We start from the raw sequence: 24,823 nt of genomic DNA, 5'->3' as shown, positions 1-24,823 counted from the left end.
TTCCTCACAGGAGTTGCACAAATTCCAAACCAGATGTTTGCGGTTGGAAAGATTGCCGCCAAATCACTTCAGCAGCTTTGAGTCCGCCTGTCTGCAGACGTACAATTGGTTCTGGCCCCACGGCTGATGGGAGAATGCCCATGTGTCCTGGTTTTGGCTCAATTTCTGGAGATACGGGGATATTTTGGGCAGCAAAAGCCGATCGCTCGATGTCTCCCCAATATTGAGCAACTAATGTACCTGTCCAATATTTAGCGATCGCTGCCGCATCTTTAGCGCCTAGTATTGGTTCTAGGCGTGGTTGTAAAGCTACGAGAATGGCATCGTAGTTTTTATTGATGGATGCAGTGGCAAGGCTATCAACAGTATCTACTGTGGCACCAGCTTGGACTAAACCACGCTCAATAAATCGCTGAAAAGGGTTATCACATAACAATAAAATATTGCTGGTGTAAACGGAAATTCCGGCATCCAGCAATTGTTTGACTGCCATAATTCCCAAAAAGGAAAAGACATCTACTGCTGGATGACGTTCGTTCACCCCTACAACCTGGATACCTTTGAGACGACAGGTAATTAGATCCAAGTCTTCTGGTCTAAATTCCCAAGCTTCGTACATTAAGCCAATGACAGCATTCGGTTTCATCCAACCAATCATCTCTGCATTGATGGGGCGAACATGGCCGCTGTTGGTAATGATATCGGCTTGAGCAACAATATCTGGAGTTTTTTCGGCGATAAATTCAATGCGGTCGCTGACTCCGGCAATATCAGCTAGTTGCTTTGTCAAAGCTTGCACTTGCTCTACGGTACCATAGCGGGTAGTCTTGGCGATCGCCAAGACTTTCTCGGCTCCAGCGATCGCAGCTACAATTGGTGTCACTGCATAGGCCCCTGTTGCGGCTTCTGTCAGCACGATCGCGTTTTGCAATTGCAAATCACAACCCTCAACAGCTTGGCGTACCAAGGAAACAAGGCGATGGGGATTTAAACCAGGACGGCGATCGCTCATTAAACAGCCACTCCCTGCAGAATGTTTTGGAGACTATTAGCTACTTTGCTCACCTGTGTAGCTGTGAGTTCAGCATACATGGGTAAGGAAAGCACTTCTCTAGCGGCTAATTCTGAGTGGGGAAAATCACCTGGTTTGTAATCTAAATCAGAGTAAGCTGTTTGTAGGTGAACTGGGATGGGGTAATGAATCCCTGTTTGAATTTCTTGTGCATTTAGCTGTTGCTGTAGCCATTCCCTTTGGGAAGTCCGCACTGCATAGACATGATAAACATGGCGATTATGAGGTAAGGCTACAGGTGTAGTTAAACCAGTATTGGCTAAAAGTTGATTGTACTGGGCGGCGTGTGTTCTTCTAGCTTCTGTCCACTCTTCGATATAGCGTAATTTCACCCGTAAAATTGCCCCTTGGATACCATCCATGCGGTAGTTATAACCTTTGAGGACATGGTGATATCTGCGTTCTTGACCCCAGTCGCGTAACATTTGCATGGTGTGGGTGTATTCGGGGTTATTAGTGACAATCATCCCACCTTCACCATAAGCTCCTAAATTCTTACCAGGGTAAAAACTAAAGCAGCCAATATCCCCAATACTACCTACCCTCTGTCCCTTGTATTCTGCACCATGAGCTTGGGCAGCATCTTCAATTACTGTCAAACCATGACGGCGCGCGATTTCCATAATCGGTTCCATATCTGCTGGTTGACCATACAAATGTACAGGCAGAATGGCTTTGGTACGTTCAGTAATCGCTCGTTCGATTTTGTTGACATCTATAGTGTAGGTAATCGGATCGATATCAACAAAAACTGGTCTGGCTCCGGTATAACAAATCGCGGCTGCTGTGGCGACAAAGGTAAAAGGTACAGTAATGACTTCATCGCCTGCACCAATACCTGCTGCTAATAATGCTAGATGGAGGGCGCTAGTACCTGTATTGACAGCGATACCAAAGTCTGCGTTGCAATAGTCAGCAAATTCTGCTTCTAAGGCTTTAACTTCATTACCCAAAACGAATTGAGTACTTTCTAAGACTTTGAGAACAGCAGTATCAATTTCATCTTTGATGCTGAGATATTGAGTTTTGAGATCTACGAATGGAATCACGCTGCCACCTCTGCTAAATTTAGTTCAACTAATCGGCCATGTTGCTTGAGGGACTGGCTTGCAGCTTCGAGAATTCTCACTACCCGCAGTCCTGCTTCCCCATCAGTAATGGGGCGATCGCCTGTTTGGATACAATTGATGAAATGTAAGCCTTCGGTTCGCAATGCTTCTGTCATGTCTAATTGCGGCGACCACATATCACCTGTGCGGTAACCAATTAGCATTTGGTAAACGCTTTCGGTATGACCGTTGAGGATCAGTCCTTTGTCGTATACCTTCAGCTTTTCACTAGGTTCTAAATCATCAAACACGATCATCTTTTGGGAACCACCAATCAGAGTCCGGCGCACTTTCACGGGTGCGAGCCAGTTGACATGAATGTGGGCTATTAAGTTGCTTTCAAAAAACAGAGTTAAATAAGCGATATTTTCTGGTTCGCCAGGAACATGGCTAATCCCTGTTGCTGACACTGCATAAGGTTGGGATTGCAGAACATAGTTCATAATTGATAGGTCATGTACTGCCAAATCCCAAATCACGTTCACATCATGCTGGAATAGCCCTAAGTTAACGCGTACAGAATCGTAGTAATAAATATCACCTAAAGCATTTGTCACCACTAAGTCCCGCATCTTGCGGACTGCACCAGTGTAGACAAAGGTATGATCTACCATCAGCACCAGATTGCGTTTTTCAGCCTCATCGATCAAACGCAGTGCTTGCTCAGAAGAGACAGTCATTGGTTTTTCTACCAGTACGTGCTTTCCTGCTTTCAATGCAGCTAAAGCCAAATCAAAATGGGTAGAGACTGGTGTGGCGATCGCCACCGCATCAATCGTCGGATCTGTGAAGATATCGCGACAATCTGTTGTCACGTTAATTTTGGGATATCTTGCCTGTACCTTTGCCAGTAATTCTGGTTTAAAATCACTGACTGTCTTGATTTCTGCTCCTGGTATTTCCGAAAAATTTCTAACTAAATTCGGGCCCCAATAACCATAGCCAATGACACCAATTTTAATGTTGCTTCCCATTGTTCTTAACTAAGAGAATTTTATTTGAGATGAAATAGAAATTCTGGCTATCTACAGATATGCCAAAAATTACAGCAGATTCGATGTTTATGAGGTACAGCAACTAATTGAAAAAGTAATGAGTAATAAGTAAATTTTTTACTCATTACTCATTACTCATGATGTACCTGACTTACTTCAAAGGTGTTGTAACACCCTCAACTTTACATACAAGTAGTTAAGGGTGTATTTGTGAGCATCTACAAAGAATTATGAAATGTCAGCTTTTGCTCATTTGTTTTGTTGATTTAATTTTGCCATTTTCCTCTGCATCTTCATGCCAACAACGAAGAAAAAACCAGCCATTACAGTAGCTAACATATTACCTTCTGGAACTGCATCAGATGATTGATTGATGTTAACTATTGCATAGTTTGCTTGTTCATTACCACGTGTGAAAATATCTTGACTTTCTCCTCGATAATTATCCCACCTGGTAATATAACTATCGACCTTACTGACAAGAAAAAGTGTGCCATTGGGTGCAACTGCTCCTCGATATGGAACCAAGGCTGATGGATAATTATTAATTTGTGTTGGTACAGTTTGTTGAAAATTTAGTAAGGAGGCAATGCTATCAACTAAGTTTTTTGCTCCTTGAGGATTATCCCAAAAAGTAGGTTTCTGAAAATCAGAATTATTGGGAGAACCAAACAAGTTGATAAATGAATCATATTTGAAGGTTATATCATAACCGATATCATCAACAACTAAATCCTCAATTTTACTAACATTACCTGGACTACCATATTTTATTTGTACACCATTAGCAGGGTTAGCAAAAACTGTGGCAATACTCAAAACCGAAACTAGATAAATAAATTTTGATGTGATTGGGTTTTTGAGCAGGTAGATTTGATTAAACATTTGCACCTCATACCAAAGTCTGGATATTCCATAGCATCTAAAAATGATGTGACCAATAGGGATACATCAGCCAAATCAAATTATTAGGAATAAATATAAAAGCTTAATTATTGTAATTAGAGATATTTTTGAATTGTGAATCATCTTTGCAATCCATATCCTAAAAACCGGATTTTTTAGGTAATCGAAATCTTGATTATTTATTGATTTTCCTAACTTTGGTAAACAGATAATTCACTATGTTGCTACCTTATCTCATACTTGTAGCAGCTATTTCTAAGTTTCTTTTATTATCGCGTACATCACCAATTACACGAGCCGGTACTCCTACTACAATTGCATAATCAGGAACATCAGTAGTAACTACTGCTCCAGCCCCAACAATGGCTCTTTCACCAATTGTTACTCCTGGCAAAATAGTAGCATTACTACCAATAGATGCTCCTTTTTTGACTACCGTCTCAACTACATCCCAATCAGCTTCGGTTTTTAAACTACCATCTTCATTAGCTGCACGGGGATAAATATCATTAGTGAACATTACCCCATGCCCAATAAAGACTTCATCTTCAATAATCACACCTTCACAGAGAAAGCTATGCGATGAAATTTTACAATTACTTCCTACAAGGACATTTTTTTGAATTTCCACAAAAGTGCCAATTTTCGTATCATCCCCAACAGTACAACCATAGAGATTGACTAATTGAGTATGAAAAATTTTAACGTTATTACCCAACTTTACATCATCATTTATTGGCATAATATACCTGCCTTTATATAAGGCTCAACAATTTTTTGAATTCCTATCTCTTGAGTGATTCAAAATCCAGCAAACAAAATGGGAGCATACTAAAATTTTTATATTTAGCATACTCCCCAGTAAAATTGTAACTTGAACTAAGCCTTGTAATTCATTAGTTAGCACTGCTAAGGATTAGTGCTAAACAATACATCTACCCAATAATTACTAGCAGCGTAAGAGTTAGTAGGGAAAGCTGGATTGGCATTATAAGTATAAACACCATTGCCACCGCTTTCGCTGCTACTCAAGGCGCGTAATGGAGATTTATCCACACCAGAAGTGAAGAAATTCTCAGTTACAGAATACTTACCAACATTAGTGTGATATGAAGCAACGTAGGTAGTGTTGGCTGTAATCGCTACTGGTGTAGCAAAATTTGCCTGTTGCCACCCAGACGCTGTTTCACTAGTAAAAGTGACTTGAGCTAACTGAGTACCAGTGCTACTCCACAAAGTTCCTACATGAGTATTAGTATTTTGGGGACTCTTGTAGAACCTGATGCCTTTGATATAACCATTGACGCTAGAGCGGAATTTCACACCTAATTCCACAGGTGAGTTGTCTGGATCTGTGATAATAGCAGGCGTAGCACTGTTATCCCAGATACTAATTATTGATGTGGCGCTGGTAGTAAATGACCAAGTAAAGTTTTGGGCTAGAGAATTACCTGCTATATCCTTGACTCGTGGGTCAGTTGTACCACCTTTGACTGTAGCAGTATAAGTGGTAGAAGTTGCTAGTGGGCTGCTAGGTGTGAGTGTAGCTGTACGACTGGCAGCATCATAGGTGACAGTAACAGTTACTAATGTGTTATTAGCTTGATTTCGTAATTCAAAGGTATTGCCAATAATTGTTGCTGGATCAATTGCTTCACTAAAGGTGGCTGTGACAGTTGTAGCAGTGCTAACGTTTGTTGCTCCATTGCTTGGAGTTGCAGCAGTTACTGTTGGCGGTGTGGTGTCAGCTGCAGCTGTAGTAAATGACCAACTAGAATTTGCTGCTAGAGCATTACCTGCTTGGTCTTTGACTCGTGGGTCAGTTGTACCACCTTTAACTGTGACAGTATAGGTAGTGTTTGCTGCGAGTGCGGCACTTGGTGTGAGCGTTGCATTACTGTTTGCTGAGTTATAGGTAACAGTGGCAGCTACTAAACTGTTTGGGCTACGTAACTCAAAGGTATTGGTGTTGATTGTTGCTGGATCAATTGCCTCATTAAAGGTGGCTGTGACAGTTGTAGCAGTGCTGACGTTTGTTGCCCCATTGCTTGGAGTTGTAGCAGTTACCGTTGGCGGTGTTGTGTCAGCTACAGTACTTGTAGTGAAAACAACATCTACCCAGTAGTTGCTGGAGTTATAAGTGGAACTGGGGAAAGTCGGGTTAGCATTATAAGCATAAATGCCATTACCACCACTCTCACCATTACGCAAGGCATAAAGTGGGTAGCTATCTACACCGGAATTGGCAAAGTATCCTTCGTTAATGGAATAACTTCCAACATTAGTATGATAGGAAGCTACATAAGTAGTGTTTGCCGTAATTGCTACTGGATTAGAGAAATTAACTTGCTGCCAACCAGAAGCCGATTCGTTGGTAAAAGTTGCCCTTGCTAGTTGGGTTCCACTGCTATTCCATAGAGTACCCACATGTGTACCAGTATTTTGCGGCCCTTTATAGAAGCGAATACCAGTAACATTACCACTTACTTGAGAGCGGAATTTTACCCCTAGTTCTACTGCTTTAGTTTCGGAATCTGTCAGCACAATTGGTGTAGCGCTACTATCCCAAATAGTGCTACAGAGTTTATTTGTGCTACATCTAGCTGCGACTGTTATAGTAATCTGTGTTTCTGGTGTTTGAATATTACCGCTATCATCAATAGCACGGCTTTTAATGGTGTATGTGCCATCAGTTGCAGGTTGCCAACTGTAACTCCAACTAGCGCGACCATTTGCTGGATGCCATGTTGTCCCGCCATCAACTGATACTTCTACACCACCGACGACACCGCCACCAAAATCAGATGCTGTACCACTGATGGTGATTGAAGTATTACTGGCTACAGATGCGCCATTGGTGGGAGAAGTAATTGTGGACGTGGGAATTAGGATATCAGCTGAAGCAAAAGCTTGCACTAGACCAGATTGGAGCGTTGCTGGTTGTACGCCCATATCAGCAAACAAGTTAACAGTTGCTTGCTGCATCCGCACATCTGTTGGTGTAACAGTGCGATCATGATTTGCATCCAGCCCCCAGGGCCACTGGACTGTTCCGGCACCAAACACTAAGGCATTGTTACCAGTGCTGCCTTTATATTTGTACAGCATCAAGTGATGGATAGCTGTACCAGATCCAAAATTTGAGCCGTAGTCTGTAAGGACAGGGGCATTATTTACAGTGGTTGTTGACATCTGAATCGCGCCAGCAGCCCGAAAACCGTTATCGATATCTTCGTCCCATTCGTAACCCAAAGTACCATTAGGCAATGTGGCAGTACTTCCAGCTGACAGGTTAGCAATAGTTGTATTGCGCCAGAAACGCATCTTGCTGTCTGCTGCTGGTACTTGAATAGCTGTAGTTGCTCCATCATTGACCGTAAATAACGTGCCAGTCAAAGGATTTTCTGGACGACCGCCATCGGAAGGTGGACTAAAACGAGGGTCACGCCAAGTACCTGTCCACTCTGGTGTTGGATCGATTTTTGCGCCAGCGTGAGTTTCCTTGTAACAAACCAGTGTGCGGTAGGGCGTACCTGAGCTATCAATACTATTTTCCCAACGGGTTTTCCAGTAGACTTCATTGCCACTAAAGAATGCCAGATTTACACCTGCATCCCTTGCTGCTTCCACTTTTGCCCGTTGCTGCTTTGACCAATACTCGTCATGACCTACTGATAGGAACAGCTTATGGTTTTTGATCAAATCACCATAGCGATCGCTATCTACACCAGTAAAATAGCTAACATTGTAACCATTAGCCTCTAACCAACGCACCATCGGGTATTCAGCATTAAATACCCAGTCCTGACCGCTATCAACAGAACGAGTATTGAACGGACGGTTATAACTTACTTTATAAGCACCACCTTTGGGGCCTGGCCCACCAGTATAAAGACTTGCTCCACCGTAAGTGTTATATGCTTGCCAAGTAGTATCAGAAGTTTGGAAGAGAATATCAGATGTACTTGAGTCATCCCGAACAATGAAGAAAATATGACTGGCTCCACCAGTTACTCCACCCGATCCACTTGTAATTACCGCCTTGGCAAAATAAATTCCTGAGGTGGCGTTTGCTGGGATATTCCAAGCTCCAGATTGCTTCCAGTTTCCACAATCATATAGTGCAGTGCTAGAGTTTGTCAGACAAGCAGGTTGACTTTTAGCATCAGAAATCTGCTGTGTAGTAGGATTTACAGTGGCTACTTTACGGGCACCATTCCCACGGTAGTAACCCATACGATAAATATCAAGGCGGTAGTTAGTAGCATTGGTGCTAGTTTTAATCTTGAAGTTGACTATATCACCTAGGTTATAACTGATATCAGCAGTAAAACCTTGAATGTTAGAACTACCAGCGCCTGTAATATCCCATTCAGATTTGGGATTACCGTCTGAATTGTTCTCAACGACAATTGGGTTCGTACTAGTTTGGGCAGGCGCAGGCTGTATTCCTAGTCTATAATCTCCACTGAGGTTGATCGTTAGTAGCGCCGTAATGATAGCTATTGCGATCGCGCGCATCCACTTTCTCATACAGCTGCCTTTTCCTTTACAGGTTGGTAGTAACCGCTAAATAACAATCTTGGACTACACCAGTTGTTTTCTAAGAGTCGTAAATTTGTTATATTTTTTACTTTATTAATTAGTAACCGTAAATTTGTAACTGAAGTAATAAATAAAATGCTTCTCATAAGTATGATTCTTCCAAAAACTAGTGATTGTGGGAAATAGTTTTGGTAGATGGCTAGTTCCTGATTAGATTCACGTCAAAATTTTTGCCAGTGAATAAACAAAGAGGTAAAAAATAGTTTTGATTTAAAAACTATTTTTTACCTCCTGTTTTCTATATGTGCGTCATCCTAAGGTGTTGTACTAAACACAACATCCACCCAATAGTTGCTGGATTGATAAGTTGAGTTAGGAAAGCCAACCGTTGAACTGTAACGATAAACTCCATTACCTCCATTCACGCCATTTTGCAATGCATGAAGTGGTGCAGTATCGACACCAGCGTTGGCAAAGTAATTCTGGTTAACTGAATAACGACCAATAGTTGTTAAGTAAGAAGCTACATACACTGTATTAGCTGTAATTGCTACTGGGGTAGTAAAGTTAACTGTCTGCCAGCCAGTACCACTCACATTACTTACAGAAGCAGTTCCTATACTTGTCTGAGAACTGTTGTCCCAAAGGTTGACAGTATAGTTTGCTGTATTACTGTTTCCTTTGTAGAAACGAATAGCCTTGATATAACCATTCACGTCGGCGCGGAACTTCACACCTAAGTTGACTGCATTAGTATCTGAGTCTTGTAATACAGCTGGAGTGATTGAGTTATCCCAAAGGGTGATTCCACTACCTGTAGTAAATGACCAGATATAGTTCTGTGCTAAGGCATTACCTGCAATGTCTTTTACCCCACTAGTAATAGTAGCAGTATAGGAAGTATTAGCTGCCAAGGCGGTGCTTGGTGTCAGTGTTGCCGTCTTGGTTGACGCATCATAAATAACACCAGCATTTACTGCTGTGTTGTTTGGGCCCAGCAACTGAAAAGTGCTACTACTAATAGTTGCCGAATTCATAGCTTCACTAAAGGCAGCTTTGACTGTTGTGTTAATAGCAATACCTGTAGCACTGTTACTAGGAGTGGTGGAAATAACTGTGGGAGGTGTTGTATCTGTAGCTACAGTAGTGCTGAATAAAACATCTACCCAGTAGTTGCTGGATTGATAAGTATTGTTGGGAAATCCGCTACTACCATATTTGTAAACACCATTACCTCCACCTGCACTATTACTTAAGGCGGTTAATGGTGCTTTCACCACACCAGAACTAGCAAAGAAACTATTATCAGATGCGTATCTGCCAATACTTGTGTAATAGGAAGCTACATACGTGGTGTTAGCAGTAATTGCTACTGGACTAGCAAATTTGGCTTGTTGCCAACCGGAAGCACTCAAACTGTTAATACTTGCTGCACCTAGATTCTGGCCATTGCTGTTCCACAGGTTAACAGTATAGTTGCCTGTGTTGGTATTACCTTTGTAGAAGCGAATACCAGTTATGTAGCCATCGATATCTGAACGGAACTTGACTCCCAGTTCTACAGCATTGTTGTCGTTTTCCGATTGGTTGGTTGGAACTGTCGAAGTCGTCCAAATACTACAAGGTTGCTGCTCAGAACAAACTAATCCTGCGGTAGTAAAAGACCAAGTAAAGTTAGCTGCTAAAGCATTAGCTGCTTGATCCTTGACTATTCCGCTTTTCAAGGTAGCAGTATAGGTAGTGTTATTGGACAAATTTGCGATCGGATTCAATTTAGCAGTACGCGTTGCAGCATCATAGGTGACCGTAGCAGTTACCAACGCGTTCGATGAGTCTCTCAATTCAAAGGAACTGGTATTAATTGTTGCCGGATCAATTGCTTCGTTAAAAGTAGCTGACACTGTGGTGCCAACAGTTACGTTTGTTGCTCCATTAGCAGGGGATGGAGGAGAAAGTGTAATATCCGTTATGACCTGTGGAGATGTTGTGTCTGGGTCATAAGTAGCAACGTAATTACCAGTATCAACAGAGAAAATCGCATACTCAATACCTTTTATACCCTCAGTCTTGCCAGTAGATGGCGTATAAACAGTGCTGCCGTTACGAGTAATACTGCTGAGGATACCGTTGCTAGACCTAATTGGTAGCATTGCTTGTAAACCAGTTGCACCAGTAGCTTTGGTGATGTTAAAGCTCAATGTGCTGCTAGTCTGGGGATTTGTCTGGCCAGGAGTCCATACTATAGAGCCAAAGGTCGAATTGTTATGAGCATCAAGCCAAGTTAGCACTTGACGAGCAGAAACAACTGGTACACCACGAGCTTTAGCTGAGGCGACAACATCATCCGATTCTTGTTGAGAACCTGTATTACTGTTATCTGTGTGAGCATTAACAGTAAAAATACCGTAGTATCCTTCTGCGCCTATAGCCCGATCTAGTAGTGTATTGACAGTATAAGGAAATGACTGCCCTGATTCATCAGTCATTTGTGTAGCTGCCTTGTATACGTCAATGACTGTACCATCTAACTTAGTCAGGCGCATTGGCATACCACTACCAGTAAAGAATCCGGGGCGATCCAAAACCCAAGTGGGTGGCCAGTAGTAGTACGTTGTGTCAAGCCGTATTCCTTTACTCAACTCTACTTCTGGTGTGCTAGACCAGTCACTCCAAACCAGACAATGGTGCCTTTGGGTTGTAGGTGCAGGTAGGCTAGGAAACTTAGTGCTAAATGCACTAAGTTGCTGGGTGTAATTAGTATTCAGTGAAGTCGTTGTGTAATCTGCACAGCCTGTATTAACATGTAAGGCAATTTCAAAGCCATTTGTGTTATAAGATGCTGCTTGAGTGTTGGTGAAAGGTACAGTAGTGTAGACATAGGAAGTACCACGGATACACTCCCAATTGTCAACTGAACAATTAGTTGGGCTCAAATTTATATACTGGTCAAAACGAGGTATAGTTCCGCCATTGCCATGATCGTCACCGCTCATAAGTACAACAGCTTTTTTACCATTAGGGAAATACCAGAAATGCGGTAGTGGCTTTTTAGCCAAGTTCATTTTGGTAATTAGATTTGCCAATAAGCGCTGTTGCTCATCTGCTTGAGGAATAGCAACCTTATCAAGATTTACCCAATCTAAGCTGCCAGCACCATAAAATTGATCATCAGAGCGAATGGGAGAAAATCCATCACGCTCCTGTCCTGCCCAAGCGGGATTACCTTGACGAGTGTAGACTATTGAACGCGCTAAATCGTAAGTAAATGCGGCGGCTTTACCACTACCAACATTACGCAGTGTGACAGCTGGATTATTATTAGCAGTCGCTGTTGTCGCATTGCTATAGAGTGTAGCGACACTATCAGCACCATTTAAGTTATAGCGGTCTGCTGTGCCATGAAACTGGATGGTTTGATTGACAATACCATTGCCAGGAGCTTTAGAGGTGTCTACAAGTAAATAGCCTTCACTTAAGGTTGAACCTGCATCTGTTAGACCTAACAAACTAGCAAGTTGCTTGTCAGGATGCATGGCAATTAAATTACCACCACTGTTTACCCAATCAGTAAATGTTGTCACTTGAGCCGAGTTAAGAGCCATCTCAGCCAGGATGACAACATCATAGTTGCTTAACGTTTGAGGAGTAATTGCGGAAATATCACTGACGTTAAAGTAGTTAAATCCTTCATTACGCAAAATTTCAGCATAGTAGTCACCAAATTTGTTGGTACTACTAGTCACTACCAGAATTGGCCCTCCTGGTGGAGATGGTATGGCAGCTATGAGATTTTGAGAACTAGAAATAACACTCGCGTCGCCGATTTGATTATTAGATTTCTGGGGTTTTAAAATCTTTTGTTGAGAAATTTTAGCAGGTACTTGGCGACTTTTCTTTTTAGTTCCCTTGGTTACATCCCAATCTGAAATCTCACCATCATCGTCTCCTGTAACCAAGCTGTTATCATCAGCTGGATTAAAGGCAACTATATTTGTTTTAGCAGCTTTATTTTTCGCTAGATTTTTGAGTAATTTACCATTTGCTAAGTTCCACACAAAAGCTCTGTCGCCTGCACCTGCAGCAGCCAAGAACTTACCATTGGGGCTGAATGCAACTGTGGTAATTACTTTACTTGTCCCCTCAAGGATTTGGCTTTGCGTACCTGTGTTCTTGACTAAATCCCAGAGTCTAGCTGTACCATCTTTACCGCCACTAGCTAACAGCTGTTCACGAGGACTAAATGCTACCGATGTAACTCCACCAGCATGTCCTCGTAGAGTCAAGACTTTTTTACCAGACACTATATCCCAAAGGATAATCCTGCCATCTTCTGAACAACTTGCTAACCTTTTACCATCTGGGCTAAAAGCAAGGTCGTTAACAAAGCCTAGATGACCCTGCAATATGCGGAGAATTTTATCTCCATTCCACAAAGTGATTCTAGTATCTTCGCCTGCTGTAGCAATTAAACCATCAGGAGCGTAAGCAACTGTCCTAGTAGGGTTTTCGTGGCCAGTCTGACTTTGGGTTTGTTCTCCAGTTTCTACATCCCATATCCGCAGTACGGTATCTCGACCCACACTAGCAAGCTTACCGCCTTTGGGATTGAAGGCTACTTTGGTAACAGGAAGACCTTCATCTCCTTTTAAGGTTCGTTGCTCTTGGCCAGTTTGTGCATCCGAGATGATAATTCGAGAATCATTTGTCCCGGTTGCTATCTTCTTACCATCCGCACTGAAGGCAAGGGATGTTACCGCAGTATTAGAGTTGTTTTTTACCTGCTTCAAGCCTACCGAGCTTTGCGGGAAGGCTACTTTTACTTGGCTCACAACCAAGAGAAAACTACAGAAAAATGCCAAAATATATCTGGCATAACGTCTTGGGAATATCATAAAAGATGGTTTTTAGCTTTACTTAATCAAACAGTTAATGGGAATAAAAATTATGATTAAATAATTCTTCTTCCCTATTTCAATCATGCTGAGAAAACATAAATTATCCGTAATTACGGATAATTTATGTTTTTATCTATCTGCCGCCTTAGTATTTTTAATACTAAAAATAATAAATAAAATTAAATAATGATATAATTTCGTAAAAAATCCAAGTAAGAGTGTTACTTGGATTTAAAAAATATAATTCTAGATAATGCAAAGCTGTTTGTTATTTGTTAATTAGTTGCTAATTGAATAATTAGACCATTTTCCATGTAGCCTTTTCTAAATAAGTACATTCATCAGGTTGCCATTGATATTCTGGGCGCTCGAAATTATGCATACTAACTTCAAACTCGCAAATTCCTCTCAAGTTTTCTAGCAGGGTTTCGCTACGACGCTCAGAAAACCATGTTGTTAAGGTATAGGAACCCATATATAACCTTAATGTTGGTATTTCACATCGAATAATAAATGTTCCTGGCTCACGTCGAAATGGCGCTTGGGGTTCGTAATACCAAAAAATACAAATGGGTTGTTGCAGGGCGCTAACTATTTGAAAAGAGAACCAGAGACTTTCATGGGGTTGAGCTACATGGAGCGCAAACTCAAAAACAATTGGTTTACCCCAACAGTGAATACCTTGCCCTTCTGAAGTTTCTACTTTTGCCCAAGCTACGTAGTTACCAGCTTTATTGACAGGTGCTTGATAATAGGCAGATTTAACTACTTCGTCTTGATGACCTGCCAGATATAATTGCACAGCTTTGCCAGTATTGCCTTCAAACTGCACCTTACCTTTAGACAGTAGGATACAACGTTGTGTTAACTGAGCGATCGCTTGCATACTATGACTCACAAATAAGACTGTGCGGCCTTCTTTTGTAGCGACATCGCCCATTTTTCCCAAGCATTTCTTTTGAAAGGAAGAATCGCCTACAGCTAAAACTTCATCGACAATTAAAATCTCCGGTTCTAAATGGGCTGCTACAGAAAAAGCAAGGCGCACATACATCCCGGAAGAATAGCGTTTTACTGGTGTGTCTAAAAACTTTTCTACCTCAGCAAAAGCAACTATCTCATCAAATTTCTTGCGGATTTCAAATCCACTCATACCTAACACAGAACCGTTGAGGTAGATGTTCTCTCTCCCCGTTAATTCTGGGTGAAATCCTGTACCTACTTCTAAGAGGCTTGCTACTCTCCCTTTAATTGCAATACGTCCTGTAGTTGGTTCTGTGATGCGGCTTAAAACTTTTAAAAGTGTCGATTTACCAGCACCATTACGCCCAATAATACCAATGGCTTCACCTTGCTTAATGTCAAAGGAAACATCATTCAATGCCCAAAATTCTTCTCTTGCTGGATTGGACAATTCTTTCGCAGCAGGCTTGATAAATCTTTGAGCGAGCGATTTAGCTCCATCTGCAATGACATCACGCAGAGCCTTGTAGCGGTAGCGTCCAGAACGCTCCTGCTGATGACTAAGAATATATTTTTTACCTAAATTCTCTACATTAATTACAACATCAGACATCTGCTTTGCTCCTTGCTAAATTACATCAGCAAACGTCCGTTCCATTCTGCGGAAATACCAGATACCAGTTATCAGTAAAAAGATAACTAATAACATGGATAATATAAACCCTGGCAAGTAAATACTTGAATCTCCTCCTATAATTGCCCAGCGAAAACCATCAATTACCCCCACCATTGGGTTTAAAGAATAGAGTAAACGCCACTTTTCTGGGACAACACTACTACTAAAGCCTACTGGTGATATATATAGGCCAAATTGCATAATAAATGGCACAATATAGCGGAAATCTCGATATTCTACATTTAATGCTGCTAGCCAAAGCCCTACTCCCATAGAAGCTGCAAAGGCAATAGCTATAAATAAAGGCAATGTTAGTATTCGCCAACCAGGAATAAAATTATACCAAGCCATTAATCCTAGCAAAATTATGCCAGAAATCATAAAGTCAACGAAGCTGACAGTTACTGCACTGATAGGTACAATCAAACGCGGGAAGTAGACCTTAGATATCAGGTTGGCATTAGCAATCAAACTGTTACTGCACTCACCTAAAGCATTGGAAAAAAACTGCCAAGGTAACATAGCAGCAAACACCAAAATTGGATAAGGCGCACCTTCTGAAGGTAATTTCGCTAAATTACCAAAAACTACAGTAAACACTACCATTGTTAAAAATGGCCGAATAAGTGCCCAAGCTATACCAATAAAGGTTTGTTTGTAACGCACCAAAATATCACGCCAAGCAAGAAAATATAATAGCTCGCGATAACGCCATAGGTCTTTCCAATACTGCTGTTCTGTACGTCCAGCTTCAATTACTAATTCTGGTTGTGTAATTTCTTGGCTATTCATAAGTTGGGTATTGGTTGAAGATTTTTAATACTGACCTACAAAATGAAAATCTTTAATACTTTTATAGCCAAGTACTCTTGCTTGTCTGCGAGTAAACTCGCCTACAGAAGGGTTTCCTTCAGGGTGATTGACTCCTGTTACCTGTTGCCAAAGCTCTCTTGGTGCTAGTGAAAGTTCATATGTCCGCTCACCGCACCTATGGACGTGATACCATTTGGTTTGCTGGCACTGATCGCACCAAAATGCCTCTAGCCATTCTCCATCTATTAATACTGCACCTTGATTAGCTACTAGCATCAATGCATTACGCCTACTTATACCTCGCTGCTGCAACTGTCCTGCTTGGGTAGCATACAGCTGATATTTTTGGCTGACGCTATCGAGATAGCAGCCGTGACATGGACAGTAGATAGCACGCCGTTTTGAGCGTTTCCGATTTCGGTCACACCTTCTCTGCAATTTGACCTCCCATATCAATAAATAGACAACAAAATCAGGAAGGTTAGGTTTGGAGGGACTGAGATCTATAAGACCATCAAAGCCCTTCTCCATAAAATTGAAAATAATTTATTCAACTAATCTGCGATAAAAACGCTTTATTTAACAGCCATGTAAAATCAGTATAAAAACAAACTTATTTAATAGGATAAAGTATTTTTTCCAATAATTTAACCTCGGTCTTGAGTTAAATTTAATATAGATTAACTCTCTTTAAGAATGTTACAAAAGTAACTATAGCATGTTTTTTTAGCCCTATTAAATATTTTTTATATAAATAAGTTCCTGATTTTTTGAAGTTTCATGTAAAGTCGCAAAATACCGCTAGTCTGACGTTATCTAGATGAAAGCTCTATAAATTGGTGTTTATCCAAGACTAAGAATCAAAAATTTAGCGATATTTTCCCTTTGTTTTTGAACTACCTAATAATGAAATCTACCAATTATAATGGGGCATAGGTTACTGAAAGCAAAATTATACTATATGTCTATGTATTAGTTTGAATTGCTTTATGAAAGAAATATAACTTGCTATAAAAATTATTTGGCAAGCTGGTTATCTCAAAATAATGAGATAAAAATGGCACTTCAAACTAATAAATTTTCAGGAAAACTTCAGTAAGTTGAACTGTTCAATCAAAGAACAGAAAATGGTGATGATGCACCAAATAAAAGTAACCAGAAATTTGACATATAAAGCCCCATCAACCACCTTTACTTGGTACGGCTTTCTGATAGAGTAGCCACACCTTCAGCAAATATCGCTTGCTTCAGAACCTCAAGATATTGTTTAGATATGATTTTTGGTGTGAAATGTGATCGCAGATATTGACGACCCGACTTACCCATGTTCTCTCCTAGTTGGGGATCATGAGAGAGCAAGCGAATAAATTGGGCTAAACTATATCCGTCTCCATTGTCAAATGTGCCACCACAGTTGGCTTCTGCAATCATTTCTCTTAAGTAAGAATCTTGCGAACATATCACTGCTATCGGCCGTCCTGACGCTAAAGCTGAGTACAACTTACTAGGAACGACCATACTCTCTGAAGATGCATCTACACTTACTAGCGCTAGATCGCAAGCAGTTAAGGAATAGGGAAGTACTTGTTGATCCTGATAGGGTAAAAACAAGAAGTTTTTCAACCCTAATACCTTCACTTCCTCGATTAGCTCGTTCCGTTTTGCTCCCCCACCAATACAAACAAACTGGATTGGTTCATCATGCAGATATCTAGCTGCTTGCACAATAGTATCTATGTCATGACAGCGACCCATATTACCGGAATAAAGTACGGTAAATTTGTTGACAAGATTATACTTCCATGCAAACCAGTTTTTATGTTTATCAATGGGCTTAATCCATTCCGGATCTGCCCAACTGTGAATTACAGAAACCTTATCAGCTATCTGTGGGCAATGTGCTACCACTCTTTGTTTCATCCCAGGACTCAGCACTATGATGCCCTTAGCATTGAGCCAAATTTGCTGATTGAGTTTTTGCCATAATCTGGTCATCCAGTTATGTTTGGAGATGACTCCGAGGGCGATCGCAATGTCTGGATAGAGGTCATACAATATGCAGACATAGGACAATCGGAAAAATTTATGCGCTAGATATCCAACAATTGGCAAAAATGGAGGTGCTGTAGTCAATAACAATAAATTACTGCGCCTCCAGCCTCTTATGAGATAGAGGAAAGCACGCACAGTATATAAAACACCATTGATGGCCTTACCACGAATTCGTCCCGGCCAAAGCTGCGCTGTACGCGATCGCTGAATTCTTACTCTACCCTGACGCTCAACAGAGGGTGCACTAGCTGACTGAAACGCATACCCTGGTTGGCTGGTAAAAACCTCAACATCTACTCCTTGTTGACCTAAATTTCTCACTAGTTCTTCCACTAACTGTCCCGTAGCTGCATAGTCTGGAGGAAAAAACTGAGTGATTACAGATAATTTCAAGGATTTATGAGTCTTGAAAGAAAGCTGTTCTTTTGGTTCTAATTGAGTAGAAATGGATGGAAAGAATTTTTGATTAATCCATTCATTAAGTCTCATCGGCCTATCCTATAGTGTAAATCTTGCTTTAAAGTGGCGCTGAGTCTATTAATTTATATGGAACCCAGCCTGCTTTAATTCCATGTCAATACATTAGTCAACAGGTTTTAGAAAATCATCTATATATACCTGCAGCTATATCTTCAAGTTATATAAGGCAAATTCTACACCTAACACAAGCATAGTAAAAAATAATTACAATCTAAACTATGTTCCCAAAACTTGAAATGAGAAAACTATTTCCTAAATATCCTAGCAAAACGTAAATCTTAATTAAAGGAGAAATAGGAGTAGTAGTATTAGGTTTATGAACTAGAAAGCTTTGTTTAAGAAGGCAGTTAAATTTATCTTATTACTTTCTTCTTTAGCTCTTTCCAGGCTATTAATTATCTAAGTATTCTGCTTTAAGAATCAATTTTGATTTTTGTACTTACTCGTAGATATTAGGGAACAGTTAACTCTGAGAATGGAACACACAAGAAGAGGATTAGAGTTCTACGGTATTTTTCCAGAAATCAAACTTGATGCGGAATCTTTAGATATAGAACAATTGGTATTAGATTTTGAATTCGTTTCTCTTTCTTCACATCATTGTTTCTATTAATTATTTCTTCGTTAAATGTAACTTGGGGTTAAAGAAAGCTTCCAAATGACAATCACAATTGCAAAAACTACTTGTTTCAGTTGCTTTAGCGATTATTAAACAACTACAAACCCTTAAGAACTTTAGGCTTATAATTGCTCATCACGTCTAACCTCTAATTACAATACCATGTTTCCAATTTACGTGCGTACTTCATCATAAATTCATGATTTCACAAAAAATTTCATACATAATCTTTATAAAATAACTATGTATACAACTGAGATATTTTTTTGATCAGCTAAGTAATTGTATATAAAATTACATTGTTTTTAGAGTATTTTCGCTGTAGGAGTTAAATTTAAATTCAGTATTCAGCAGTATGGTCAAGATTATGTAAAATTTGTAAATTCAAAAATCAGCCAAAAATTATCGATTTTAAACATTTAAGGTAAATTTCAACTATTATATAGAGGCAATAAGTATTTAGTGATATAAGTTACCTCTCAGGTTCCATATCTATTATAACATAGTAACTTTTCATACCTCAGCTACAAGTCTTTTTAGAGTTTTTTTCCATAATATTTACTATCTTAAGGAAGATTTAAAGATCATATTTTTATTTTATAAGAATAAATCACAAAAGATAAATTGCTTATAGAAATTAATTTTCAAAAAGATTATCAGTATTTTTTTATACCAAACAATTATAATTATCTAGTTATATAAGAGTTATATATAACCTTTAAAAAGGCTATGCTAGCAGGTCAGATTAAATATCTGAAAGCAGATTATGGAAACATCTAACAATAAACCGCAAGTACTAAAAATAATTTGGATGAATTGTAATAGTAAAGTCGAGCTAACAAAGCTTTTTGTATTGGAAATACAAAAAGCTTACTCAACTATCGTCAAGCATACTGAGAATAAAACTTGTACATGGCAAGTTTCTAGAGAGCTTAAATGCTTAAAAAGCAAGTAGGATTTTTTATAAATATTATGAACTTCATAAAATTAATATATTAATACGTATGTTACTCACTTATAATTTAATCGTTAAACTACTGATATAGTTGACCAAAGCTTGTTTACTCACAGATAGCACTCAGCTTATTCCATATACAGCCTTATTAAAAAACTGCCAACCTCTAAACTTAGTACAGAAATAACTTTCTAGAGTAGGCTTCAATTAAGCTGTTAGTTGCTGCATAATTAATAATTTTAAACCTGTTATCTGAAATTTCCTTTTCTAATTACCCAATATTTATAAATGATGGAGAATCATCCTTATCAATTCTCGGATTATGACCGGAATAGAAATTCTGTACCAGCATCTTACTTGTCACAACCTTTCCCCGAGATGGAAGATCCAGAAAAAGGTTGGAATTTTCGTGAATTTATCGGTCTAATCAGGCGACGATTTCTAGTGATTGTTGGAGTATCTACGGTTGTGATGCTAGCTTCTGCTTTTAATATGAGGTTCAATCAAAAGCAACCAGAGTATGAAAGTAGTTTTCAGTTGCTAGTTGAACCTGTGAATGATGACAGTAAAGTAGTGGATGTTGTCAAAGATGCTAACTCAACAAGTAAAAGTAATCTAGATTATGATAGCCAAATTCAGGTTCTAAAAAGCCCTGAATTAATAGGGGGGATCGTTAAACATATAAAACCCTATTATCCAGACATTAGTTATGATGAGCTAATCAATGGCTTGCAGATTAATCGTTTAGGTGAAACCAAAATTATAGAGGTTAAATATCGCGGTACAGATCCCAAAAAAATTAAAGTTGTATTAGACAAAATTTCTCAAGAGTATGTAGAATACAGCCAAGAAAGGCGGCAAACGAAACTACGCCAAGGAATTCAGTTCGTTGAAAGACAACTTCCTTATTTACAGAATCGAGTGGATAATATCCAAAGAGAATTGCAAAGTTTTCGGCTAAATTACAAATTTAACGACCCAGAAGCTGAGGCGAAGCAAGTAGATGAGCAAATAGCCAAATTGTCTGAACAACGACAAAATATTGATATGCAGTTGGGGGAAGCTCGGTCTAACTTAGATATTATTAAAGGAAAAGACGGAGCAACATCTGCACTTAATAATGCTGTTTTATATCAGCAGTTACTAACTCAGATTCGTCAATTAGATGCTCAAATTGCCCAAGAGTCAACGCGGCTACAATCAGAAAATCCCACAATTCAAACGTTGCAAGCTAAACGAGAAAGTTTATTGCCGTTGCTGCGTAATGAAGCACAACGCTTTATGGATGTAAAGCTTTCTGAGATCGCAACACAAGTTCAAACCCTAGAGGTGCAAGGGCAGGAGATAGACAAAACAATACAAAAACTTGAACAGAAACGCAAGACATTGCCAGCTTTGGCAAGGCAACATAACGCACTACAAAGAAAATTACAGATCACTACAGAAAGCCTCAATCGTTTTTTATCTACTCGTGAAGATCTCCAAATTCGGATATCCCAGACAGAATTGGGTTGGCAATTACTGAAGATGCCAATTCAACCTCAATTTCCTGCTACTAGTTCTGATATAAAACGTAATTTAATCATGGGATTGATTACGAGTTTAGTAGCAGGAATAGGTGTTGCTGTCCTGATTGAAAAGATTGACAATACCTACCATAGCACCAATGATCTCAAGGACAAGCTGAAGCTACCATTATTAGGTAATATTCCCTTTGAAAAGCAACTGCACATTAGTCAATCCCCTGGCTCTGAAGGAAATATTACCGTAGCCAGAATCCCAAATTTTCCCTCTGAAAGCATTCCTGGATTAGCAGTCATACCAGCTCAAAACTACAGCAATCATTCTGTACAATTTTTAGAAGCTTTACGGGTACTTTATACAAATATTCAACTTCTCAGTTGCGATCGCCAGATGCGCTCTATCATTATTAGTTCAGCTATGTCTGGTGATGGCAAGTCTACAGTTGCTTTCCATTTAGCGCAAATAGCTACAGCAATGGGGCAAAGAGTACTACTTGTAGACGCAAATCTGCGTCAGCCTGTAATTCACTCTCTGTCACATTTAAATAATTTATGGGGATTAAGTAATTTAATTTCTACAAATTTACCACCAGAGGAAGTAATTCGTAAATTACCTTCTATGAGCCAATTATCAGTGCTCACGGCTGGCCCCATACCTCCTGATCCCACAAAGTTGCTTTCATCTGAGAAGATGAAACGCTTGATGGCAGATTTCCATAATAACTTTGATTTAGTAATTTATGACACTCCTCCCTTACTAGGGTTAGCTGATGCTAGCTTGCTAGCACCAAATACTGATGGGATTTTATTAGTAGTTAGGATTGATAAAACAGATTCTGCCAAAGTAGAACAAACTTTAGATCACTTGAAAATTTCGCCGATGAATGTATTAGGTATTGTGGGTAATGGACAAAGTAGCAATTTGAATGATTAAATACCGTAAATTAATTAGTGTGATGCAAAAGTCTATTTTTTTACGATTAGTTTAGGATGGCTAATTGCGATGCCATCTATGGCAAAATTAGGTAGAGTTTGGCAGGAGTTCCAATCATATTCTGGAAATTTACAAACCTATCTGAGAAATAACTTGCGGCAAACATTAAAGCCTGTAGAAATTCAAGCTGGAAATGCAATCAATCAATCAGTCTACAGGACAATTAAATATACCAGATCCAATCACTGCTGGTACTTTGGTTAATTTTTCTGCAATATTCTAATTTAAATTTGCTAATCTCTCTCAGTAAATTGAAGATGCAAATCACTTTCGCAGAGTAGATACTGCTGTAGAAGCAGCCAGACTTTTACGCACTAGTTCCCAACCAGATTTGTTAGGGAGAAAGATTGCATCATCAGATAATTAACATTAAATAAAAAGATATTGCTTTTATTAAACTTATATATAACATCATACATTAGCTACAACCAATCTAGTAAAAATGTGTAATTAAGTTGTATTTTTTTCAAAAAAATATCCCTTTGTTTGAAAATTTAATTGATATAATATGAATCAAAATTTAATTGTTACAGATACCCATTCATCAAACATAGTTAATCTGCTATCTCAGGATGAATCTGTAAAAAACATAGAAGTAGAATCTTCTGATTGGGAAACACAGATAGCAAAATTAGTTGGACTTGAAGAACATCTTTCTGATATAGAGGAAATACAAACATCAAACGTCTCAGAAGCATTCCCTATTACATCAGAAGTAGTTGCAACTAAGCAATCTGTTTCATCTAATCCTTTTGCAAAAGTTATTTTAGTTGGCACTGCTACTTTATCTATAGTTTTATTGGTTAGTGTTTTTCTGCTGCAGTTGATGGGTAGTAATAGCCAAAAGCCAGTTCAAAAAAAGACTGGTGTTTTAGAAGTGCGATCGCTACCTCAAAACGAAACAGATTCTCGAATTTCAGAAATAGAAACTCTCAAAACCAAATTAGCGCTTACAGAACAAGTCAAAGAAGTCAAAGCCGCGCAACAAGAACTGAGAAGCCTATTAATACAGCCACCAAAATTGATTAATCAATCAGCTTCTCAGATGAAACCTTCAGTGGTTTCTAGAGATAAACTACAAGTCGTACAAACAAGAACAGCAACATTACTGCCAACAGTTTATGTGCCTCGGAGTATTCCAAGCAAATACTCTGTGCAATTAGCTAATTCTCAACCCAAACTTATTGCTGTTAAAGTTGCACCGAAATCACAGCGCACATCGACAAAATCTACCTCTCAACTATTGGGGAGTACAAAGCCATCACCTACACCAAATGCACCCCCACCTCAAACACAGCCAAATCCCTCTAATCAGGCAAACGAGCAACCCAATATTAATCCTACTAGTTATCAACCTCCAAGAAATCCTAGTTTACAGTCATCAATAATAAATTCCCCAATCAATCAAACCCCAGTACAATCATCTCCTGTAGCAACTCCAGTTCAAAAAATGCCAAAATCTTTAGCGGTAGGAAGTAGCGCTAAAGCTGTTTTAGCAACAGCAGTATTTGGGGAAACTAGCAGATCTAGTTCTAGCGGTAACAATGACGAAAGTGGCAAAAACTTATTTGTGGTACGGTTGAAAGAGCCATTAAAATCTGTAGATGGTGCGATCGCACTATCTAAAACCACCGAATTATTAACTGAAATTAATTCTATCTCTGAGCAGGGTTTATTAAAGCTCAATGTTTTGAAAGTTGTTTCCCAAAGTAATCAAAACATCACCGAAATCAGCCTACCTAGCAATGCATTAACAATTCGCGCACCTCATGGAAAACCCCTAATAGCAAATCAATTTTCCCAGGGAAATGGATCTATTGCTGGTATGGATGCGGGACTATTTATCTTGGGTGGATTGGGTAAACTTGCAGATTTATCAAACCGTACTGAATCTCAAGTGATTACTACAACCTCTGGTAGTACTGTGGTGAGTAACACTAATCCTAAAAGGAACATTTTGACTGGAGTTTTAGAAGGTGGTATCAATTCTCTAGTTCCTCAAATTACACAACGTAATCAACAAGCTATCTCTCAATTAATGCAACGAACCAATATTTGGTTTTTACCTGCTGGGACAGAATTACAAGTTTATGTAAATCAATCAATGCAGTTGTAAGTTGTGGAGATTGTTATTTGTTATTAGTCATTTGTCATTGGTAGCGCCTATAATTTGTCAGCCAGGTGGGTGTAATTTTTCAGAAATAGTTACTAATCTCAGGATAAAAT

Annotated in this window: 15 protein-coding genes; 4 read left to right on the top strand and 11 right to left on the bottom strand. The window is 39.3% G+C overall.

Features of this window, described 5'->3' with window-relative positions; translation table 11 throughout:
• Positions 1-4 precede the first annotated feature (4 nt).
• The 11 genes from HGR01_RS10850 to HGR01_RS10800 form a co-directional block, all read right to left on the bottom strand.
• Positions 5-1,012 carry a hypothetical protein gene (locus tag HGR01_RS10850; protein ID WP_045872842.1) on the bottom strand — a complete coding sequence of 336 codons (1,008 nt, stop codon included), beginning with the start codon at positions 1,010-1,012 and terminating at the stop codon, positions 5-7.
• Positions 1,012-2,121 carry a DegT/DnrJ/EryC1/StrS family aminotransferase gene (locus HGR01_RS10845; RefSeq protein ID WP_045872843.1) on the bottom strand — a complete coding sequence of 370 codons (1,110 nt, stop codon included), beginning with the start codon at positions 2,119-2,121 and terminating at the stop codon, positions 1,012-1,014. Before HGR01_RS10845 ends, HGR01_RS10850 begins: the two co-directional genes overlap by 1 nt.
• The gene (locus HGR01_RS10840) at positions 2,118-3,155 is read right to left on the bottom strand and encodes a Gfo/Idh/MocA family protein (protein WP_045872844.1); all 1,038 of its coding nucleotides are present in this window, start codon (positions 3,153-3,155) and stop codon (positions 2,118-2,120) included. The genes HGR01_RS10845 and HGR01_RS10840 overlap by 4 nt, the downstream gene beginning before the upstream one ends.
• Positions 3,156-3,425: 270 nt before the next feature.
• On the bottom strand, positions 3,426-4,061 hold the full coding sequence (locus HGR01_RS10835) for a hypothetical protein (RefSeq protein ID WP_045872845.1): 636 nt from the start codon (positions 4,059-4,061) through the stop codon (positions 3,426-3,428).
• Between the two features lie 250 nt (positions 4,062-4,311).
• Positions 4,312-4,824, bottom strand: coding sequence for an acyltransferase (locus HGR01_RS10830; RefSeq protein ID WP_045872846.1), 513 nt, complete (start codon positions 4,822-4,824; stop codon positions 4,312-4,314).
• A 167-nt stretch (positions 4,825-4,991) separates the two neighbouring features.
• On the bottom strand, positions 4,992-8,615 hold the full coding sequence (locus tag HGR01_RS10825; protein WP_045872847.1) for a DUF4082 domain-containing protein: 3,624 nt from the start codon (positions 8,613-8,615) through the stop codon (positions 4,992-4,994).
• A gap of 326 nt (positions 8,616-8,941) precedes the next feature.
• Positions 8,942-13,519: a DUF4082 domain-containing protein gene (locus HGR01_RS10820; RefSeq protein WP_045872848.1), complete on the bottom strand. Its 4,578-nt coding sequence runs from the start codon at positions 13,517-13,519 to the stop codon at positions 8,942-8,944.
• Positions 13,520-13,820: 301 nt separating this feature from the next.
• Positions 13,821-15,098, bottom strand: a complete 1,278-nt coding sequence (locus HGR01_RS10815; protein ID WP_045872849.1) for a polysaccharide ABC transporter ATP-binding protein — start codon at positions 15,096-15,098, stop codon at positions 13,821-13,823.
• A gap of 15 nt (positions 15,099-15,113) precedes the next feature.
• Positions 15,114-15,953, bottom strand: a complete 840-nt coding sequence (locus HGR01_RS10810) for an ABC transporter permease (RefSeq protein ID WP_045872850.1) — start codon at positions 15,951-15,953, stop codon at positions 15,114-15,116.
• A gap of 24 nt (positions 15,954-15,977) precedes the next feature.
• Positions 15,978-16,412, bottom strand: coding sequence for a hypothetical protein (locus HGR01_RS10805; RefSeq protein ID WP_045873022.1), 435 nt, complete (start codon positions 16,410-16,412; stop codon positions 15,978-15,980).
• A 753-nt stretch (positions 16,413-17,165) separates the two neighbouring features.
• Positions 17,166-18,515: a glycosyltransferase family 4 protein gene (locus HGR01_RS10800; RefSeq protein WP_045872851.1), complete on the bottom strand. Its 1,350-nt coding sequence runs from the start codon at positions 18,513-18,515 to the stop codon at positions 17,166-17,168.
• 466 nt (positions 18,516-18,981) lie between these two features.
• Here HGR01_RS10800 and HGR01_RS10795 point away from each other — a divergent pair, with 466 nt between their 5' ends.
• From HGR01_RS10795 to HGR01_RS10780, 4 genes are all read left to right on the top strand, one after another.
• Positions 18,982-19,119, top strand: a complete 138-nt coding sequence (locus tag HGR01_RS10795; protein ID WP_264266207.1) for a hypothetical protein — start codon at positions 18,982-18,984, stop codon at positions 19,117-19,119.
• Positions 19,120-20,371: 1,252 nt separating this feature from the next.
• A complete protein-coding gene (locus HGR01_RS10790; RefSeq protein ID WP_045872853.1) occupies positions 20,372-22,537 on the top strand; it encodes a GumC family protein in 2,166 nt (721 codons plus the stop codon).
• Positions 22,538-22,606: 69 nt separating this feature from the next.
• Positions 22,607-22,801, top strand: a complete 195-nt coding sequence (locus HGR01_RS10785) for a hypothetical protein (protein WP_228045222.1) — start codon at positions 22,607-22,609, stop codon at positions 22,799-22,801.
• A 304-nt stretch (positions 22,802-23,105) separates the two neighbouring features.
• Complete coding sequence (locus HGR01_RS10780; protein ID WP_045872855.1) at positions 23,106-24,713, top strand: TrbI/VirB10 family protein; 1,608 nt, start codon at positions 23,106-23,108, stop codon at positions 24,711-24,713.
• Positions 24,714-24,823: the final 110 nt, after the last annotated feature.

Source organism: Tolypothrix sp. PCC 7712 (assembly GCF_025860405.1).
GTDB lineage: Bacteria > Cyanobacteriota > Cyanobacteriia > Cyanobacteriales > Nostocaceae > Aulosira > Aulosira diplosiphon.
This window is presented reverse-complemented; position numbering and strand designations above follow the sequence as displayed.

Coding starts and splice junctions, on each gene's coding strand:
- HGR01_RS10850 (WP_045872842.1), bottom strand. CDS start 1,012: ATGAGCGATCGCCGTCCTGGTTTAAATCCCCATCGCCTTGTTTCCTTG.
- HGR01_RS10840 (WP_045872844.1), bottom strand. CDS start 3,155: ATGGGAAGCAACATTAAAATTGGTGTCATTGGCTATGGTTATTGGGGC.
- HGR01_RS10835 (WP_045872845.1), bottom strand. CDS start 4,061: ATGTTTAATCAAATCTACCTGCTCAAAAACCCAATCACATCAAAATTT.
- HGR01_RS10830 (WP_045872846.1), bottom strand. CDS start 4,824: ATGCCAATAAATGATGATGTAAAGTTGGGTAATAACGTTAAAATTTTT.
- HGR01_RS10825 (WP_045872847.1), bottom strand. CDS start 8,615: ATGAGAAAGTGGATGCGCGCGATCGCAATAGCTATCATTACGGCGCTA.
- HGR01_RS10820 (WP_045872848.1), bottom strand. CDS start 13,519: ATGATATTCCCAAGACGTTATGCCAGATATATTTTGGCATTTTTCTGT.
- HGR01_RS10815 (WP_045872849.1), bottom strand. CDS start 15,098: ATGTCTGATGTTGTAATTAATGTAGAGAATTTAGGTAAAAAATATATT.
- HGR01_RS10810 (WP_045872850.1), bottom strand. CDS start 15,953: ATGAATAGCCAAGAAATTACACAACCAGAATTAGTAATTGAAGCTGGA.
- HGR01_RS10800 (WP_045872851.1), bottom strand. CDS start 18,515: ATGAGACTTAATGAATGGATTAATCAAAAATTCTTTCCATCCATTTCT.
- HGR01_RS10795 (WP_264266207.1), top strand. CDS start 18,982: ATGGAACACACAAGAAGAGGATTAGAGTTCTACGGTATTTTTCCAGAA.
- HGR01_RS10790 (WP_045872853.1), top strand. CDS start 20,372: ATGGAGAATCATCCTTATCAATTCTCGGATTATGACCGGAATAGAAAT.
- HGR01_RS10785 (WP_228045222.1), top strand. CDS start 22,607: ATGCCATCTATGGCAAAATTAGGTAGAGTTTGGCAGGAGTTCCAATCA.
- HGR01_RS10780 (WP_045872855.1), top strand. CDS start 23,106: ATGAATCAAAATTTAATTGTTACAGATACCCATTCATCAAACATAGTT.